This is a genomic window from Pseudomonas sp. 32A (genome assembly GCF_052682255.1).
The window spans coordinates 5,424,681-5,441,341 of sequence record NZ_JBQYLY010000001.1 but is presented as its reverse complement, the minus strand read 5'-3'; the positions used below and the strand labels follow the sequence as shown (position 1 = coordinate 5,441,341).

Genomic DNA, 16,661 nt, shown 5'->3' with positions numbered 1-16,661 from the left:
CCTGGCTCACCAGGCCGGTAAGCTGGGAGGTCATTTCGGTAATCTGCCGCACCAGGCCGTGGATCTTGTCGACAAAGCGGTTGAACGAACCGGCCAGTTCCCCCAGCTCATCCTGGCTGGTGATGGCCAGGCGGCGGGTCAGGTCACCCTCACCGGCCGCGATGTCGTCGAGGTTGATCTTCATCAGGTGCAGCGGTCGCAGGATGGTATTGGCCACCAGCATGCCCACGGCGGCGATCACCAACAGCACTACCACGGCAATCCCGATAATACTCAGCACCACGCCTTCCATGCGCTTCTCGACCTTGGCCTGAACCTCGGCGACCTGTGCATCGATACCGTCCAGGTTCACCGACGTACCAATCACCATGTCCCATTTGGGCAGGTATTCGGTGTAGCCGAGCTTGGGCACCAGTTCGGTCTGGCCGGGCTGCGTCGAGCTGTATTGCAGGTAGTGAGTGCCGTCCTTGCCGACTTTCACCAGGTCACGGTTGACGTAGACGCCATTCGGGTCGCGGTTGTCCTTGAAGCTTTTGCCGACGCCGTCCGGGCTGTTGCCCTTGAACAGGCGAATGGTCTCGGAGTCGTAGCCGAAGAAATAACCGTCCTTGCCATAGCTGGTGTTGGACAGCAGCTTGACCACCTGCGCCCGCGCCGCCGTGTCGCCCTGGGCGGCAGCGTCGTACAGCGGCTTGATGGTGGTCATGGCCACCTCGACGTAACCGCGCAAGGTGGTCTTGGCGTCGTTGAGCAGGTTCTGACGGGTTTCTTCAACCTCGTTACGAGCCTGCTCCCGGAGGATCCAGACCGTGGTCAGGCTGATGATCACGGCAAACAACAACACGGGCAGGACAGCAAGGGACAGTACTTTGGCCTTTAGACTCAGACGCATGGCTCTTCTCTCTTAAGGGACAACTTAAGAGGTTAACGGCTAGTTACAATAAATCTGTAGGACAATCCCGTCAGAGCGTCATCGCGGCAAACCAGCCAAACGCCAGCAGCGGAATGTTGTAGTGCAGGAACGTCGGCACCACGGTGTCCCAGATATGGTGATGCTGGCCGTCGATGTTCAAACCCGAAGTCGGGCCCAGGGTGGAGTCCGACGCCGGTGAGCCGGCATCACCCAATGCCCCGGCCGTGCCGACGATGCACACGATGGCCAACGGGCTGAAGCCCAGCTGTACGCACAGCGGCACAAAGATCGCTGCGAGGATCGGCACCGTGGAAAACGACGAGCCAATACCCATGGTCACCAGCAACCCCACCAGCAGCATCAGCAGCGCGCCCACACCGCGGCTATGGCCGATAAACGCCGCCGAGGCTTGCACCAGTGTCTGCACTTCGCCGGTGGCCTTCAGCACTTCGGCAAAGCCCGACGAGGCGATCATGATGAAACCGATCATCGCCATCATCTTCATGCCTTCGGTGAACAGGTCATCGGTGTCGCGCCAGCGCACGATGCCCGACACCGAAAAGATCAGGAACCCGGCCAGGGCGCCGATGATCATCGAGTCCAGCCACAGCTGGATAATGAACGCCGCCGCAATCGCCAGGCCGGCCACCAGCAGGGTCAGCGGGTTGTACTGCACCGCCACCTGCTCGACCCGCTCGATTTTCTCCAGGTCGTACACGCGCTTCTTGCGGTAGCTGATAAACACCGCCACCAGCAGGCCGACCACCATGCCCAGCGCCGGGAGGCCCATGGCATGGGTGACGTTGACGTGGCTGATGTCGACGCCGCTCTTGGCCACATTGGCCAGCAGGATCTGATTCAGGAAGATATTGCCGAAGCCCACCGGCAGAAACATGTAGGGCGTGATCAGGCCGAAGGTCATGACGCAGGCGATCAGCCGACGGTCCAGCTGCAGCTTGGTCAGCACATATAAAAGCGGCGGTACCAGCAACGGGATAAACGCGATGTGGATCGGCAGGATGTTTTGCGAGGCAATCGCGACTACCCAGAGCAGGCCGATCAACAGCCATTTAACGTGACTGCCGCCCGTGGCTTCCTGGCGATCCACCAGCAACAGGGCCTTGTCCGCCAGCGCATGGGCCAGGCCGGATTTGGCAATCGCCACGGCGAACGCGCCAAGCAACGCGTAGGACAACGCCACCGTCGCACCGCCACCCAGCCCGCTGTTGAACGCCTTGAGCGTTGCATCGATGCCCAGGCCGCCGGTCAGGCCACCCACCAGGGCGCCGACAATGATCGCGATCACCACATGCACGCGGGACAGGCTGAGCACCAGCATCGTGCCGACCGCGGCGATTACTGCATTAATCATCGTTACCTCAAGACAGAAAAACTAAAAAAAGCACACACCTGCCCGGGCTGCTGTCGGGAACGGCTGCCGCAAACCAGGTTTTAAGGGAGTTTTATTAGAGGGCGCGCACTTTGCAGCACCCGGCCTGCCTTGTCAAAAAAGTGGGGAGAAGGTTTGTCAGTGGTTAGGGGATTTGTCTGTGGCGAGGGGGCTTGTCCCCCGTTGGAGTGCGCAGCGCTCCCGCTTTTCTTGGGGCCGCTACGCAGCCCAACGGGGGACAAGCCCCCTCGCCACACAAACAGGTTTAAATTGATCGTTTGAATAAAGAAAATTCCCGAGCGGCCGATACAGGCAGATCGTCTCTGTCGTATCGAAAGTTAAGGAAGGCTCCATGTCGCTCAGACAGCTGTCCATTCAATGGAAAATTACCCTGCTGGCAGGTCTTTGCCTGCTGGGCATCGTGACCTTGCTGGTAGGTCTCTCGCTGTACCGCATGGCGCAGAGCTCCGACCTGGTCAAGGCTTCCAGTATGGAAATGCTCGACGAAGCCGCCCAGGCGCGCATTGAAGCCCAGGGTGAAGTCCAGGCATTGGGCATTCGCCAGCAGTTCATGGACGCCTATCAATACGGCCACGGCTTTTCCCGGCAGGTGCTGTTCCTGCGCGAACAGGCCGAGAAACGCTTCCTGGATGCCTTCGACCTGCGCGAAGACCTGACCCGCCAGGTCAAGGCCGCGCTGCAAGCCAATCCGGAACTGCTGGGCTTGTCCCTGGTGTTCGAGGCCAACGCACTGGATGGCAAGGACGAGTTGTTCGCCAACCAGCAAGAGCTGGGCAGCAACGACAAAGGCCGTTTTGCGCTGTACTGGTCCCAGCCGACTGCGGGCAAACTGACGTCGATGTCGCTGCCCGAAAGCGACATGTCCGACACCAGCGTCGGACCCAGCGGCGAAAAAGCCAACGCCTGGTTCACCTGCCCGCGCACCACCCTCAAGCCGTGCGTGATCGAACCCTACTTCTATGTGATCGACGGGCAAAAGGTGCTGATGACCAGTATCGTCTTCCCGCTGATGGTCAACGGCAAAGTCATCGCCTCGCTGTCGGTGGACATCAACCTCAACAGCCTGCAAGCCGTCAGCCAGGGCGCCAGCCAGAAACTCTATGACGGCCAGACCAGCGTCAGCATCATCAGCCCGGTGGGCCTGCTGGCCGGCTACAGCCCGGACGCCGGCAAACTCAGCCAGCGCCTGGACGCCGTCGACACGGCCAACGGCGCGCAATTGATCAGTTCGCTTTCCACCAGCACCCAGACCCGCAGCGTGCGCACCGACCATCAACTCAAGGTGCTGGCGCCGTTCCAGCCGATCCCCGATGGCAAGCCGTGGGGCGTTCTGCTGGATGTACCGGAAAAAGTCCTGGTGGCTCCGGCTGAAGCCCTGAAGTCCAAACTGGATGCCGACAATGCGAAAGGCACCCTGCTGGAACTGAGCCTGGGCCTGCTGGCAGCAATAATTGGCCTGTTGCTGGTGTGGCTGATGGCCCGCAGCGTGACGCGCCCGATCCTCGGCGTGGCGCGTATGCTGGAAGACATCGCCAGTGGCGAAGGCGACCTGACCCGGCGCCTGGCCTACGACAAGCATGACGAACTCGGCGAGCTGGCCGGCTGGTTCAACCGTTTCCTCGACAAGCTGCAGCCGATCATTGCCCAGGTCAAACGCTCGGTGCAGGACGCCCGTGGCACGGCCGACCAGTCGGCGGCGATTGCCACTGAAACCAGTGCCGGCATGGAGCAGCAATACCGCCAGGTCGACCAGGTGGCCACCGCCTCCCACGAGATGAGCGCCACCGCTCAGGACGTTGCCCGCAGTGCAGCGCAAGCCGCCCAGGCCGCCCGCGATGCCGATCAGGCCACCCGTGAAGGTTTGACCGTAATCGACCGCACCACCACCAGCATCGGCCATTTGGCCGCGGACATGAGCACCGCAATGACCCAGGTGGAAGGCCTGGCCGCCAACAGCGAGAAGATCGGTTCAGTACTGGAAGTGATTCGTGCGATTGCCGAGCAGACCAACCTGCTGGCGCTGAACGCCGCCATCGAAGCCGCCCGTGCGGGTGAAGCCGGTCGTGGTTTTGCGGTGGTCGCCGATGAAGTGCGCAACCTGGCGCAACGTACCCAGGAGTCGGTTGAAGAAACCCGCCTGGTAATCGAGCAACTGCAAAGCGGTACTCAGGAAGTGGTCGGTTCCATGAGCAACAGCCATCGCCAGGCCCAGGGCAGCGTCGAACAAGTGGGCCAGGCCGTGACCGCCTTGCGCCAGATCGGCGATGCGGTGACGGTGATCAGCGACATGAACCTGCAGATTGCCAGCGCCGCCGAAGAGCAAAGCGCGGTGGCCGAGGAGATCAACAACAACGTGGCGACGATTCGGGATGTGACGGAGTCGTTGTCCGAGCAGGCGAATGAGTCGGCGCGGGTCAGCCAGGCGTTGAACAGCTTGGCGAATCAGCAGCAGAGCTTGATGGATCAGTTCAAGGTTTGATGAGCCGCGGGATACTCTGGCGACAAGCCCGAGTATCCGTAGCAGCTGTCGAGCCTCGGCGAGGCTGCGTTGGCGGTATACCTGACACACCGCCAACGCAGCCTCGCCAAGGCTCGACAGCTGCTACGGTTTGTTTTCAATGGCGCCGTGGCAGGTCGATAACGACCTTTAACCCGCCCAGCTCGCTCTCCTGCAACAGAAGCACCCCGCCCCACACGTCGACGATATCCCGCACGATCCCCAGCCCAAGGCCGTGGCCGTCAGTCTGCTCATCCAACCGTGTGCCGCGGCTGAACACCTGGTCGCGCTGGCTCTCGGGAATCCCCGGCCCGTCATCTTCGACCACCAGACGAAAGCCTTCCGGGGTTTCGCCGATGCTCAACACAATCTCCGCGTCCGCCCATTTACAGGCGTTGTCCAGCAAGTTGCCCAACAACTCCAGCAGGTCTTCGCGGTCCCACGGCAACTGCAAACCAGGCGGTACGCGGTAACTCAAATCCAGGTGTTCGCCATGGATCATGTTCAAGGTCGCCAGCAACCCCGGCAGTTCGCCATCGCAGTCAAACAGGGCACCGGGCAGCGTCTCGCCGGCCAGGCGCGCACGATTGAGTTCGCGATTAAGCCGTTGTTGCACCTGCTCCAGCTGTTCGCGCAGCAGCTTGCTCAGTTGCGGATGGTCCTTGAGTTGTTCGCTGGATGCCACGCTCAGCAACACCGCCAGTGGGGTTTTCAAGGCATGGCCAAGATTGCCCAGGGCATTGCGCGAACGCTTGAGGCTGTCTTCGGTGTGGGCCAGCAAGTGGTTGATCTGCGCCACCAGCGGTTCCAGCTCTACCGGCACCTGGGTGTCCAGTTGCGAGCGCTGCCCCTGCTGCAGTTGCGCGATCTGGTTGCGCGCGGTCTCCAGCGGGCGCAAGGCGCGACGCACGGTGACCCGTTGCAGGAGCAGGATCAGCAACAGCGCCGCCAGTCCCAGCACCAGACCAATCTGGCGCATCAGGCGAAAGCTTTCCCTGACCGGGGTGTAGTCCTGGGCCACGCTGATGGAAATCGATTGGCCAAAACGCTTGTAGTCCGAACGCAGAACCAGCAACTGCTGGCCTTCCGGCCCCAATTGCAGGTTGCCCTTGAGCCCGGCTTGGGGAAGTTGTGGCAGTTCCTGGTCCCATAACGAGCGGGAACGCCAATGGGTGTCGGCAAAATCGATACGGAAATAGTGCCCGGAAAACGGCCGTTGATAGGCGGGAGACAGCCGCTGTTCATCCAGCTGCACGCCCACGGGCCCGCGCACCAACGCCACCAGCAGGTTTTCGCTGTCGTTGCGCAAGCCCGATTCCAGGTAGCGTTGCAGGCCCATTTCGAACAGCCACAGGCTGGTCTGCGCCAGCACCAGACCGACGATCACCATTACGCTGATCAGCCCAAGGCTCAGGCGCCGCTGGATCGACTTCATGCAGGGCTGGCGCCGAAACGGTAACCCTGGCCGCGCCGGGTCTCGATCACGCTGCGGCCCAACTTGCGGCGCAGGTGATTGACGTGGACCTCCAGCACATTGGAATCACGCTCAGTCTCGCCATCATATAAATGTTCGGCCAAATGGCTTTTCGAAAGGATTTGTTCGGGGTGCAGCATGAAATAGCGCAGCAGCCGAAACTCGGCGGCCGTCAGCTGGATCTCCTCGCCATCGCGCATCACACACTGGCGGCCCTCATCCAGGTGCAAACCGGCAGCCTGCAAGGTGGGCTGATTGGCCTGGCCATGGGAACGGCGCAGCAAGGCCTGAACACGCAGGTGCAGCTCTTCGGGGTGAAAGGGTTTGCTCAGGTAATCGTCGGCGCCCGCCTTGAGCCCTTCGATACGCTCGGCCCACGAGTCGCGAGCGGTGAGGATCAGCACCGGCGTGGCCAGGCCGGCGGCACGCCACTGCGTTAACACTTCAAGCCCGGGCAAACCCGGCAGGCCGAGGTCAAGAATGATCAGGTCGTAGGGTTCGCTGCGCCCCTGATACACCGCGTCGCGCCCGTCTGCCAGCCAGTCCACGGCATAGCCCTGGCGATTGAGCCCAGCCATCAGCTCATCGGCCAGGGGTACGTGGTCTTCCACCAGAAGCAGGCGCATCAGTCGTCTTCCTTGTCTTTGAGCAGTTGACCGGTGTTGGCGTCGAGTTCGATCTCGCGCACCACGCCTTCCACCGTCAACAGTTCGATTTCATAGATAAACCGCACAGGGCGATCCTCGTGCTCTTCAAGCTCGGCATCCAGCAGTTTGGCGCCCGGGTAGCGCTCGAATGCCGGGCCCAGCAGATGCTCAAGCGGCGCGATCACGCCCTTCTGGCGCAGGCGCAGCGCTTCATCCTGGCCCAGATCCCGAGCGGCCAGGCCTGAGCAAAATGCCAGGAGCACCAGCGCCACTTGAACGCTGGTGCGTAGATTTACCTTCATTACGTATCCTGATGATCCTTGAGGACGGCGCCGGTGACGGCGTCCAGTTCCAGGTCCCACTCAACGCCTTGGGCATCGCGCAGTTCAACCTGATAAAGGTACTTGCCGTATTCCTCTTCAAGCTCGGTTTCATGCACGGTGGCACCGGGATGTTTGGCCAGTGCGATAGCGTTGAGCTTCTCGAAAGACACAATGGTACCAGCGTCGCGCAACTTCAGTGCTTCGTCCGGCCCCAGGTCGCGAGCCTGGGCGACGCCAGCGGTGAGGGCGATGATACTGCTGGCGATCAAGGCTGTGAGGGTTTTCATGGTGAGTCTCCGTTTCAGGATATTTTGCCTACGGGGCTCACGGTACTGGACCCAACTTAACTGAAACTGAATTGCCACCATGGCAATTCTGCGCAATACCTTTGCCTGCAACCGCGCAAGATTTTCTATACTGCCCTGCTCGCGGTAAATGAGACCGGTATGACTGCTATCCACATGAAGTTCCCCGCCTTGACCCTCAAGGCCGGTAAACGCGCCTTCGCACGCATTCGTGAGCAGGGGCTTGCGCCTGCGGATGTCGGCATTCTTCCCGGCGCCGCTGGCGGCCCCAAGGCCCTCGGCATCCAGGGTCTGGACCTGGCGCTGTTCGGCGACTGGCTGCCACGCGCGCCACGGGAACGCTCGCTGATCGGCGCCTCGATTGGCTCCTGGCGGTTTGCCAGTGCGTGCCTGCCCGACCCGGTGCAAGGCCTGCTCGACCTGGGCCGGCTGTACAACGAACAGCGCTTTGCCAAAGGCGTGACCATGGCCGAAGTCAGCCAGAGTTGCGTGCGCATGCTCGATGATTTGCTGGCCGGCCGTGATGCCCGGGTGCTTGATAACCCGAACTACCGGCTGAACATCATGGTGGTCAAAAGCCACGGCCTGCTGGCGGACGATCATCGCGGTCGCCTTGGTCTGGGGCTGTCATCGGTGATCGCCGACAACCTGCGGAGCCGCGCACGCTTGTCCCGGCACTTCGAACGGCTGATCGTCCACGACCCACGCCAGGCGCCTCCGCTGCATGCGCTCGAGGATTTCCCCTCGAGGTTCCTGAATCTGGAACTGGGCAACCTGCGCCAGGCGTTGCTGGCGTCGGGTTCGATCCCCATGGTGATGCAAGGCGTGCGCGACCTGCCGGGCGCCGGTGCTGGCACCTATCGCGATGGCGGCCTGCTGGACTATCACCTCGACCTGCCCTACCACGGCGATGACATCGTGCTGTACCCGCATTTCACCGACCGGGTCATTCCCGGCTGGTTCGACAAGGGCTTGCCGTGGCGCCGCGCGAATCAACAGGGACTGCAGGATGTATTACTGCTAGCACCGTCGAAGGAATACCTGGCCCGCCTGCCCCACGGCAAACTGCCAGACCGCAGCGACTTCAAGCGCTTCATGGGCGACGACCCGGGCCGCAACAAATACTGGCAAACCGCGATGAGCGAAAGCCAGCGGCTGGGGGACGAGTTTCTGCAACTGGCCGACACCGGCCAATTGGGCGAACGCCTGCTGGCCCTCTAGCGCCCTCTCCGTAGCAGCTGTAGAGCCCAAGCGAGGCTGCGTCGGCAGCCCCTCGGTTTGCCAGACAAACCGCAAACGCAGCCTCGCCAAGGCTCGACAGCTGCTACGCGGTATGCGCGCGGCCGCGACAAACTGTTAAACTCGCCGCCTGCCAGACACCTCACCGAGCTGAAAAACCCAGTGGAAATCTTCAAAGAGTTTACCTTCGAGTCCGCCCACCGCCTGCCCCACGTTCCGGAAGGCCACAAATGCGGGCGCCTGCATGGCCATTCGTTCAAGGTGGCGATCCACCTCAGCGGCGACCTCGACCCGCATACCGGCTGGATCCGTGACTTCTCGGAGATCAAGGCGATTTTCAAGCCGCTCTACGAACGCCTCGATCACAACTACCTCAATGACATTCCGGGCCTTGAAAACCCCACCAGCGAAGTGCTGGCCAAGTGGATCTGGAATGAACTGAAACCGTTGTTGCCGGAACTCAGCGCGATTCGCATCCATGAGACCTGCACCAGCGGCTGCATCTATCGCGGCGAGTAAGCCGGCGATGTAAAAAACCACCCTTGCGGTGGTTTTTTTATGCCGGTGAGTCCCTTACAGTCAGGGCCTCTTGCACAGAAGGCGCATGCTGCGATGCCACCCCTTATCCGCCCCGCCACCGTTGACGATACCTGCGCCATCGAGGCCATCGTCCACGCCGCCTACTCCCCGTACATCGAACGAATCGGGCGCAAGCCAGGGCCGATGCTGGATGACTATCGCCAGCAAGTTGCCGCCGGACGCGTACATGTGCTGGAGCACACAGGCCAGGTGCACGGCTTTGTCGTGCTGATCCATCACGAGAAGTACCTGCTGCTGGACAACCTGGCCGTCGACCCCGGCGCCCAGGGTTTGGGTTACGGCCGTTTATTGCTGGCGTTCACGGAAAGCCAAGCCAGGCAGGGCCCCATCCGTCTCTACACGAATGAGGCGATGAGCGAAAACATCGCGCTGTACACCCGCAAAGGCTATGTGGAAACCCATCGCGCCGAGGAACACGGCCTGCGCCGGGTTTATATGCAAAAAGACCTTAACCCGTCGCACTGAAGGAGCTCCCATGGAAAACACCTGGCTGGCCCAGGCCAAGCGCCTGCAAGCATTGGCCTCCACGGGGCTGCACTTCTGCACCGATGACTTCGAGCGCGAGCGCCTTGAAGAAATCGCGCAGATCGCCCACAGCATGCTGGCGCAGTTGGGCGAAGTGCCGCTGGAGCGCATCACCGGGCTGGTGCCGGATTTTGCCAGGCGCTATTCAACGCCCATGATCGATGTGCGGGGCGCGGTGATTGACGGCGACCGGATACTGTTGGTGCGAGAGCTGACGGATGGCTGCTGGGCCTTGCCTGGTGGTTATGCGGATATTGGCCTGTCGGCGGCTGAAAACATCGTCAAGGAAATCCGCGAAGAGGCCGGCCTGACGGTCACCGCCCGGGCGCTGTACAGCGTCACCCACAAGGCCAAAGGCTTGTACCGGCCGGATATCCGCGACTTCTACAAACTCTACTTTCTGTGCGAACGGGTCGATCAACTGGCGCCGATGGCCGGTTTCGAAACCACGGAAGTCGGGTTCTTCAGCCTCGACGACCTGCCCCCGTTATCCCGGGGCCGCACGATTGAAAGCGACCTTGAGGCCGCCTTCGCCTTTCATCGCGGGGAGATCACTCACACCCTGTTCGATTGAATAACCGGTGATCCAATTTGTATCACCCCTGCACTGCTTTCGCGCCTGACTGGGCAGAAAGACCAATACCTCCTGCCCGCTGCCCCTGTTTGGCTATAAATACTGTGCAACCTGCACAGTACTGACCGTGCGCCCGTCACTGCCTTGCACTTGGCACGACGGGTGCAATAGGCCTGCGTCACTCATTCAGGGAGAACGGCATATGACGCAGAACGAACCGGGCAATGACTACCCTCTCAGCGAGGTGCCCATGCATGCCCGCAAAGGCCTGGCCTCCACCGCCATGGTATTGCTGGGCTTTACCTTTTTTACCGCGACCATGTTCGCCGGCGGCAAGCTGGGGGTGGCCTTCAGCTTTACCCAGATGCTCGGCGTCGTGGCCCTGGGTAACCTGCTGTTGGGTATCTACGCCGCAGGCTTGGGTTATATCGCGTTCAAGAGCGGTTTGAACTCGGTGCTGATGGGGCGTTTTTGCTTCGGTGAAGTGGGCAGCAAGCTGAGCGACTTGATCCTCGGATTCACCCAGATCGGCTGGTACGCCTGGGGCACCGCCACCGCTGCCGTGGTACTGGGCAAGTATTTCGAGTTGAGCCAGGGCAGCGTACTGGGGTTGATGGTGTTGTTCGGCATGGTGTTCTGCGCGACGGCCTACGTGGGCTATCGCGGGCTGGAGATTCTGTCCTACATCGCCGTGCCGGCCATGGGCATTTTGCTGTGCCTGTCGATGTGGGTCGCCACGGTAAAAGTCGGCGGGTTGGACGGGCTGCTGGCCGTGGTACCTACCGGTGAACTGGATATGTCCACCGCTATCACGCTGGTGTTCGGCACCTTCGTCAGCGGCGCGACCCAGGCCACCAACTGGACGCGGTTCTCGCGCTCGGCCAAGGTCGCGGTGCTCGCCAGCCTGATCGGCTTCTTTATCGGCAACGGCTTGATGGTGTTGATTGGTGCCTACGGCGCCATCGTCTACCAGCAGCCCGACGTGGTCGAAGTGTTGCTGCTGCAAGGCTTTGCCATGGCAGCCATGGCAATGTTGCTGCTGAACATCTGGAGCACCCAGGACAATACCATCTACAACTTCGCCGTTGCCGGCTGCAACCTGCTGCGCACCAAGCGCCGCAAAACGGTGACTCTGGCCGGCGCGGTGATCGGTACTCTGCTGGCACTGCTGGGCATGTACGACATGCTGGTGCCCTACCTGATCCTGCTGGGCACGGTAATACCACCGATTGGCGGGGTGATCATGGCGGACTTCTTCTATCGCTATCGCGGCCACTATCCGCGCCTGGCCGATACGCGGCTGCCCGCTTTCAACTGGCCGGGGCTGATCGCTTACGCCGTGGGTACGATGCTGGCGTTTTATTCACCTTGGGTGGCGCCGTTGGTGGGGATTGTGGCGGCGTCGCTGACCTACATCGTGCTGACCAGCGTCCTGCGCGTGCGGGCGCCCTTGGCTGACGTGCGGGCATGAGCCTGACGATAGCCGATGTGCTGGCCTTGCCTGGCCTTGAGTCGATGTGCCTGCGGGCCGGGGAAGCCGGCCTGGAGAACACGGTGCGCTGGCCCTACGTCGCGGAAAACAGTGGCATTGCAGAATGGGTGTTGGGCGGCGAACTGGTGTTTGTCACCGGCATCAATCACCCGCGGGACGAGGCCAACCTGTTGGTGCTGCTGGACGAAGCCTGTCAGCGCCAGGTCGCCGGCCTGGTGATCCTCACAGGGCCGGACTATATCCAGGCAATTCCCCAGCGTTTGCTGGAAGCGGCGCAAGAGGCGGGCATGCCGCTGATCGAACAGCCGTACTCGTTGAAGATGGTGCTGGTGACCCAGGCCATCGGCTCGGCGTTGATCCAGTCGCAACAGCTGGGGCGCTCGCGACATGATGTATTGGAACGCTTGCTGGCCGGTGATTACCAATCCCTGGATTTGCTGTTGCACCGCGCCGCGCAGTTGGGCATGCCGTTGGCCGGACATTGGCAGCTCGTCCAGCTGCAACTGGACGGCAGCGACGCGCTGTTTGCCCAGGGCGAAGCGCCAGAGGTGGAGGCACAGCTTGCCCGTCAGCACGATGCCATTTCCCGACGTTTGCGCCAGTTTCCGGCGCAGCACTCCTCGCGTTTACCTGTGCTGGGGCGTGCCGGACAATGGACGTTGCTGTTGCCGGCGATGGACGCGGGTGCGGCATTGGCCAACCGCCAGTTGTTGGCCGGTTGGTTGAAAGCACTGAACCTGCGCCTGGCACCGTTGAAACTGTTTATCGGCCTGAGTGCTGCCGCGCACCCTCCCGCGCGACTGGCCCAGGCCCTGGACGAGGCGCGCCAGGCGTTGGCCGCTGCACGACGGTTCAGTGAGCGCGCCGGGCTGTGTGTCTACGACGAGTTGGGGGTACTCAAATTGCTCAGCGGCGTACGTGATCGCGCCCTGCTCGACCAGTTTCTCAACGAACGCCTGGGGCCGCTGCTGCGGCACGACCTGCACCACGGCCCAAGCCTGATGCCGACCCTGGAGGCCTGGTTCCACGAGAATGGTAACCTTGTGGCCGCCGCCCAGCGGCTGGCGGTTCACCGTAACACCCTGACGCACCGCGTCCAGCGCATCGAAGCCCTGTGCGGGCTGACGCTGGACAATGCTTATGACCGCCTGGACATCGGCATCGCGCTGATGATCTGGCGGCTGTCTGCCTGACTGTTTTTTGCCAAGAGGAACTTGCCCATGCACATCATCAACGCCCGCCTGCGCAACCGTGAAGGCCTGCATGATCTGCACCTGGAACACGGCCGGATCGCCAGCATCACCCAACAAGGCGCGGCCCCCACTGCAGGCCCCGACGACCTGGACGCCGCCGGCAACCTGGTGGTACCGCCCTTCGTCGAGCCGCACATTCACCTCGACGCCACCCTGACCGCCGGCGAGCCGCGTTGGAACATGAGCGGCACACTGTTTGAAGGCATCGAGTGCTGGGGTGAACGCAAGGCCACCATCACCCAGGAAGACACCAAGACCCGTGCCAAAAAAACCATCCAGACCCTGGCCGCCCATGGCATCCAGCATGTGCGCACCCATGTCGACGTCACCGATCCGGACCTCACCGCGCTCAAGGCCATGCTCGAAGTGCGCGAGGAAAGCGGCCACCTGATCGACCTGCAAATCGTCGCCTTCCCCCAGGAAGGCATCGAGTCCTACCGCAATGGCCGCGAGTTGATGGAAGAAGCCATTCGCCTGGGCGCCGACGTGATCGGGGGCATCCCGCACTTTGAATACACCCGAGACCAGGGAGTGAGTTCGGTGAAGTTCCTGATGGACCTGGCCGAGCGCACCGGTTGCCTGGTAGACGTGCACTGCGACGAAACCGACGACCCACATTCGCGCTTCCTCGAAGTGCTGGCCGAAGAGGCCCGCAGCCGCGACATGGGCGCCCGCGTGACCGCCAGCCACACCACGGCCATGGGCTCTTACGACAATGCCTACTGCGCCAAGCTCTTCCGCCTGCTGGGTCATTCGGGCATCAGCTTCGTCTCCTGCCCCACCGAAAGCATCCACCTGCAGGGCCGCTTCGACACCTTCCCCAAACGCCGCGGCGTGACCCGGGTCAACGAACTGCTGGAGGCCGGCATGAACGTCTGCTTCGGCCAGGACTCCATCGTCGACCCTTGGTATCCATTGGGTAACGGCAATATTTTGCGGGTGCTGGAAGCCGGGCTGCATATCTGCCACATGCTTGGCTACCGCACCCTGCAAAGCGCCCTCGACCTCGTCACCGATAACAGCGCCAAGGCCATGGCCCTCGGGAATCGTTATGGCCTGGAGCCAGGGCGTCCGGCGAACCTGTTGATCCTGTCTGCGGACAGCGACTATGAAGTGATTCGCAGCCAGGGGTTGCCGTTGTATTCGATTCGTGGAGGCAAGGTGTTGATGAAACGCCGGCCGGCGCAGGTGGAGTTTTTGTAGGCTCATGTGATTGAGTCGATGTCGAGGGTTTGCGGCTTTCCCCAGCCGTCATCCGGTTGTGGCGGGATACTCGCCACTTGGGTGAGTTCGAGGTTTTGCGTGTGGGTGAACCAGCGTTTCAGGCTGGATTGTAGGGTTGGGGATGAAGCGTGGCTGCCATAGACGTCGCGGGCCTGGAGGTGGCGCCAGCGGAGGGTTGCCAGGCGGTCGCGACTACTTTGCAGACGATCAGCTTCGATGCTCAAGGCCTGAATATCTTCATAACCGCGCTGATTGGCCGGGCGACGACGGTCCAGTTCGCGCTTTTTGTCCCGTAATTGTTGCCGCATGGTGATCAGGGCTCTTTCTATCAGTTCAAATTCACTCGCAGTCACCAGTGTTCCATCGACGTCCACGGTTTGCTGCCAACGGCGTAGCGTCGCCCAGGCCGCTGGGATGTAGCTCGCGGTCATAAAGTGCTGTTTGTATTGGACTAGCTGCTTGATCAGGTTTGCCCGGTCTGGCATGTCACCGCTGAGTTGAATCGCGCGATTGCATGCGGCTTCTTCGATCGACTCACAGCCAGGGTTCCACATTATTGAAGACTGCGTGCCGTCGGGCAAAGAAATCGGCATGAAATGCTGCTGCGCGCCATGGTGCTGATAGGGGTTGCCGCCCAGACGAACCAAACCCAGCGCGAACAGCAAGCCTCCCGGCGCAGGATTGCTGAACAGGGTAACGAGCCCGGGAATCCAGACTTTTGCGGTTGTGTTCATCCAAGGTGCCGGGACGCTAGGTACCGGGTCGTTATGGTTGACAATGCGGTGATGCACCAAGGATGAAGCACCGTCAGTGAATTCAGAGTCGGCGGCGCGGGGCGCGCCATAGGTGTAAAGAAGGACGTTACCGTCGTAACCTGGAATTCGCCGAAGAGACTCTGCCAGTAGCAGCGCTATGGCGCCGCCGAGACTATGGCCACATATTATGATGCGTTGGCCTATGTAGAACCGGTCGAGGTAATGCAGCGCAAAATCACGCATCGCCCGATACGCGCCATAAAAGCCCTCATGAGCCTTACCAACACCATCGACAAAAGCGACTTGGTGGGCATTTGCATCCCGTAGCCCATCGGAAGGGCTTGCAGTTCCCCGTACTGCGATCAGGATCACATTGTCGTGATGGCTGATAAACGCCTGAGTGTCAGTGCCATTCTCCTCGTCATCAAAAAAATGGAGCTTCGCTGGGTGAACCTGGCCCTCACCCTGCTCCGGTCGATTTTGCTCATACAACTCAGGATCAAAAGGTACGACCTCGAATCGTTGAGAGTACGGCACGTCTTCATACACGGGATAAAAGTGTTCCACCTGGTGGGAATCGAACTTCCAGGCCTCCTGATAGCCCGACAGTTTTTCGGAAAAAATATTGCCAACACTCGGTTCCACGGGAAAACTGACCTGGTCCATCGGCGGAGTCGACGGTTCTTGCCCAAAATCGCAATAACTCAACGTGGCCATAAGTGCCAGCTGATAAAGGTTCAAAGCACAGAACTGGTCTTCAACCGACAACAACGGGCGTAACGCGCGCAGCGGCCGTACCTCCAGCACTGTGTGCAGGTCAGGAAATAAAACCAGCCCTGTCAGCTTAGGCTGAGGTGGTCCGAATCCAAGTTCAGCCAACATTCGAAGCGCATGTCGCGGTGGTTGATGAGTTCTGGGCGCCAAGGGAGGCAAATGAGCAGTGTGCAAGACCAAGTCGCTGACCTCGACTTGGTAGAAATTGCCTGTTTCCCGCCGTGCCGGGTTTCGCTCGACGCGCTCCCCGTTTACACATGAGAAACGCGTCTGTTCAGCTCGGACCTGAAGTTCGGTGATAGGTAGTGGATAACAACCACGCCTTTGCAACGTTTCGTAGTAATCCCCGCTCATTTCATATGGAGCATCGAAGATCAGAACCACAGGCCCTCGATATGGGTTGTCCAACTTTGCGAAACCGTTCCCATCCAAACGACCTGCATATTGTTGACCCGTGCTGTCAAAAACCTTGTACGCAAGACCTCCATAAGCATTTCCGTCACCTGATTCGTCCACAAGACAAAAACTCAGCCAACATCTACGCACTGCACAAGCCGGCATTTTTTCGCTAAAAAAAGGTTGTTTCCATTCTGTAAAAGCCATCGTTGAATATCCTTATTCAGTAAAGTTAAAGATAAGTACGCTCCTCATCAGA

14 protein-coding genes and 2 pseudogenes are annotated in these 16,661 nt (G+C 60.8%); 9 read left to right on the top strand and 7 right to left on the bottom strand.

The window, feature by feature from the left end; genetic code table 11:
* Positions 1–70: 70 nt before the first annotated feature.
* Both ACUN0G_RS24810 and ACUN0G_RS24805 read right to left on the bottom strand, forming a co-directional pair.
* Positions 71–892: pseudogene (locus ACUN0G_RS24810) on the bottom strand (cache domain-containing protein); the annotation flags it as partial.
* Between the two features lie 70 nt (positions 893–962).
* Positions 963–2,282, bottom strand: a complete 1,320-nt coding sequence (locus ACUN0G_RS24805) for a Na+/H+ antiporter family protein (protein WP_167410187.1) — start codon at positions 2,280–2,282, stop codon at positions 963–965.
* A 373-nt stretch (positions 2,283–2,655) separates the two neighbouring features.
* On the opposite strand from ACUN0G_RS24805, the pseudogene ACUN0G_RS24800 reads away from it, so the two are divergent.
* Together ACUN0G_RS24800 and ACUN0G_RS24795 are read left to right on the top strand one after the other, a co-directional pair.
* Positions 2,656–3,945, top strand: a pseudogene (locus ACUN0G_RS24800) (HAMP domain-containing protein); the annotation flags it as partial.
* A 102-nt stretch (positions 3,946–4,047) separates the two neighbouring features.
* Positions 4,048–4,803, top strand: a complete 756-nt coding sequence (locus ACUN0G_RS24795) for a methyl-accepting chemotaxis protein (protein WP_375378937.1) — start codon at positions 4,048–4,050, stop codon at positions 4,801–4,803.
* 136 nt (positions 4,804–4,939) lie between these two features.
* Here ACUN0G_RS24795 and ACUN0G_RS24790 read toward each other — a convergent pair whose 3' ends face one another.
* The 4 genes from ACUN0G_RS24790 to ACUN0G_RS24775 are packed head-to-tail and all read right to left on the bottom strand — an operon-like array spanning position 4,940 to position 7,552.
* Complete coding sequence (locus ACUN0G_RS24790) at positions 4,940–6,256, bottom strand: sensor histidine kinase (protein ID WP_421523138.1); 1,317 nt, start codon at positions 6,254–6,256, stop codon at positions 4,940–4,942.
* Positions 6,253–6,921 carry a response regulator transcription factor gene (locus ACUN0G_RS24785; protein ID WP_076016748.1) on the bottom strand — a complete coding sequence of 223 codons (669 nt, stop codon included), beginning with the start codon at positions 6,919–6,921 and terminating at the stop codon, positions 6,253–6,255. The genes ACUN0G_RS24790 and ACUN0G_RS24785 overlap by 4 nt, the downstream gene beginning before the upstream one ends.
* A complete protein-coding gene (locus ACUN0G_RS24780; protein WP_177029077.1) occupies positions 6,921–7,244 on the bottom strand; it encodes a PepSY domain-containing protein in 324 nt (107 codons plus the stop codon). The genes ACUN0G_RS24785 and ACUN0G_RS24780 overlap by 1 nt, the downstream gene beginning before the upstream one ends.
* Entirely contained in the window at positions 7,244–7,552 is a 309-nt protein-coding gene (locus ACUN0G_RS24775; RefSeq protein WP_008432789.1) for a PepSY domain-containing protein, read from the bottom strand. Before ACUN0G_RS24775 ends, ACUN0G_RS24780 begins: the two co-directional genes overlap by 1 nt.
* Positions 7,553–7,711: 159 nt before the next feature.
* Here ACUN0G_RS24775 and ACUN0G_RS24770 point away from each other — a divergent pair, with 159 nt between their 5' ends.
* From ACUN0G_RS24770 to codA, 7 genes are all read left to right on the top strand, one after another.
* On the top strand, positions 7,712–8,791 hold the full coding sequence (locus tag ACUN0G_RS24770) for a patatin-like phospholipase family protein (protein WP_421523140.1): 1,080 nt from the start codon (positions 7,712–7,714) through the stop codon (positions 8,789–8,791).
* A 180-nt stretch (positions 8,792–8,971) separates the two neighbouring features.
* Positions 8,972–9,328: a 6-carboxytetrahydropterin synthase QueD gene (queD, locus tag ACUN0G_RS24765; RefSeq protein WP_003190259.1), complete on the top strand. Its 357-nt coding sequence runs from the start codon at positions 8,972–8,974 to the stop codon at positions 9,326–9,328.
* Between the two features lie 93 nt (positions 9,329–9,421).
* Positions 9,422–9,874 carry a GNAT family N-acetyltransferase gene (locus ACUN0G_RS24760; protein WP_445574547.1) on the top strand — a complete coding sequence of 151 codons (453 nt, stop codon included), beginning with the start codon at positions 9,422–9,424 and terminating at the stop codon, positions 9,872–9,874.
* Positions 9,875–9,884: 10 nt separating this feature from the next.
* Entirely contained in the window at positions 9,885–10,508 is a 624-nt protein-coding gene (locus ACUN0G_RS24755) for an NUDIX hydrolase (protein ID WP_445574546.1), read from the top strand.
* 202 nt (positions 10,509–10,710) lie between these two features.
* The gene (gene codB / locus ACUN0G_RS24750) at positions 10,711–11,979 is read left to right on the top strand and encodes a cytosine permease (protein ID WP_445574545.1); all 1,269 of its coding nucleotides are present in this window, start codon (positions 10,711–10,713) and stop codon (positions 11,977–11,979) included.
* Positions 11,976–13,193: a PucR family transcriptional regulator gene (locus ACUN0G_RS24745; protein WP_445574544.1), complete on the top strand. Its 1,218-nt coding sequence runs from the start codon at positions 11,976–11,978 to the stop codon at positions 13,191–13,193. Before codB ends, ACUN0G_RS24745 begins: the two co-directional genes overlap by 4 nt.
* Before the next feature lie 27 nt (positions 13,194–13,220).
* On the top strand, positions 13,221–14,456 hold the full coding sequence (gene codA, locus ACUN0G_RS24740) for a cytosine deaminase (protein ID WP_421523144.1): 1,236 nt from the start codon (positions 13,221–13,223) through the stop codon (positions 14,454–14,456).
* A gap of 2 nt (positions 14,457–14,458) precedes the next feature.
* Here the strand turns inward: codA and ACUN0G_RS24735 are convergent, their stop codons facing one another.
* On the bottom strand, positions 14,459–16,609 hold the full coding sequence (locus tag ACUN0G_RS24735; RefSeq protein ID WP_445574543.1) for a lipase family protein: 2,151 nt from the start codon (positions 16,607–16,609) through the stop codon (positions 14,459–14,461).
* Positions 16,610–16,661 lie beyond the last annotated feature (52 nt).

What these genes read in the sequence shown, in the direction of transcription:
- ACUN0G_RS24795 (WP_375378937.1), top strand. Translation starts at nt 4,048, where the DNA reads ATGGAGCAGCAATACCGCCAGGTCGACCAGGTGGCCACCGCCTCCCAC.
- ACUN0G_RS24790 (WP_421523138.1), bottom strand. Translation starts at nt 6,256, where the DNA reads ATGAAGTCGATCCAGCGGCGCCTGAGCCTTGGGCTGATCAGCGTAATG.
- ACUN0G_RS24785 (WP_076016748.1), bottom strand. Translation starts at nt 6,921, where the DNA reads ATGCGCCTGCTTCTGGTGGAAGACCACGTACCCCTGGCCGATGAGCTG.
- ACUN0G_RS24780 (WP_177029077.1), bottom strand. Translation starts at nt 7,244, where the DNA reads ATGAAGGTAAATCTACGCACCAGCGTTCAAGTGGCGCTGGTGCTCCTG.
- ACUN0G_RS24775 (WP_008432789.1), bottom strand. Translation starts at nt 7,552, where the DNA reads ATGAAAACCCTCACAGCCTTGATCGCCAGCAGTATCATCGCCCTCACC.
- ACUN0G_RS24770 (WP_421523140.1), top strand. Translation starts at nt 7,712, where the DNA reads ATGACTGCTATCCACATGAAGTTCCCCGCCTTGACCCTCAAGGCCGGT.
- ACUN0G_RS24760 (WP_445574547.1), top strand. Translation starts at nt 9,422, where the DNA reads ATGCCACCCCTTATCCGCCCCGCCACCGTTGACGATACCTGCGCCATC.
- ACUN0G_RS24755 (WP_445574546.1), top strand. Translation starts at nt 9,885, where the DNA reads ATGGAAAACACCTGGCTGGCCCAGGCCAAGCGCCTGCAAGCATTGGCC.
- codB (WP_445574545.1), top strand. Translation starts at nt 10,711, where the DNA reads ATGACGCAGAACGAACCGGGCAATGACTACCCTCTCAGCGAGGTGCCC.
- ACUN0G_RS24745 (WP_445574544.1), top strand. Translation starts at nt 11,976, where the DNA reads ATGAGCCTGACGATAGCCGATGTGCTGGCCTTGCCTGGCCTTGAGTCG.
- codA (WP_421523144.1), top strand. Translation starts at nt 13,221, where the DNA reads ATGCACATCATCAACGCCCGCCTGCGCAACCGTGAAGGCCTGCATGAT.
- ACUN0G_RS24735 (WP_445574543.1), bottom strand. Translation starts at nt 16,609, where the DNA reads ATGGCTTTTACAGAATGGAAACAACCTTTTTTTAGCGAAAAAATGCCG.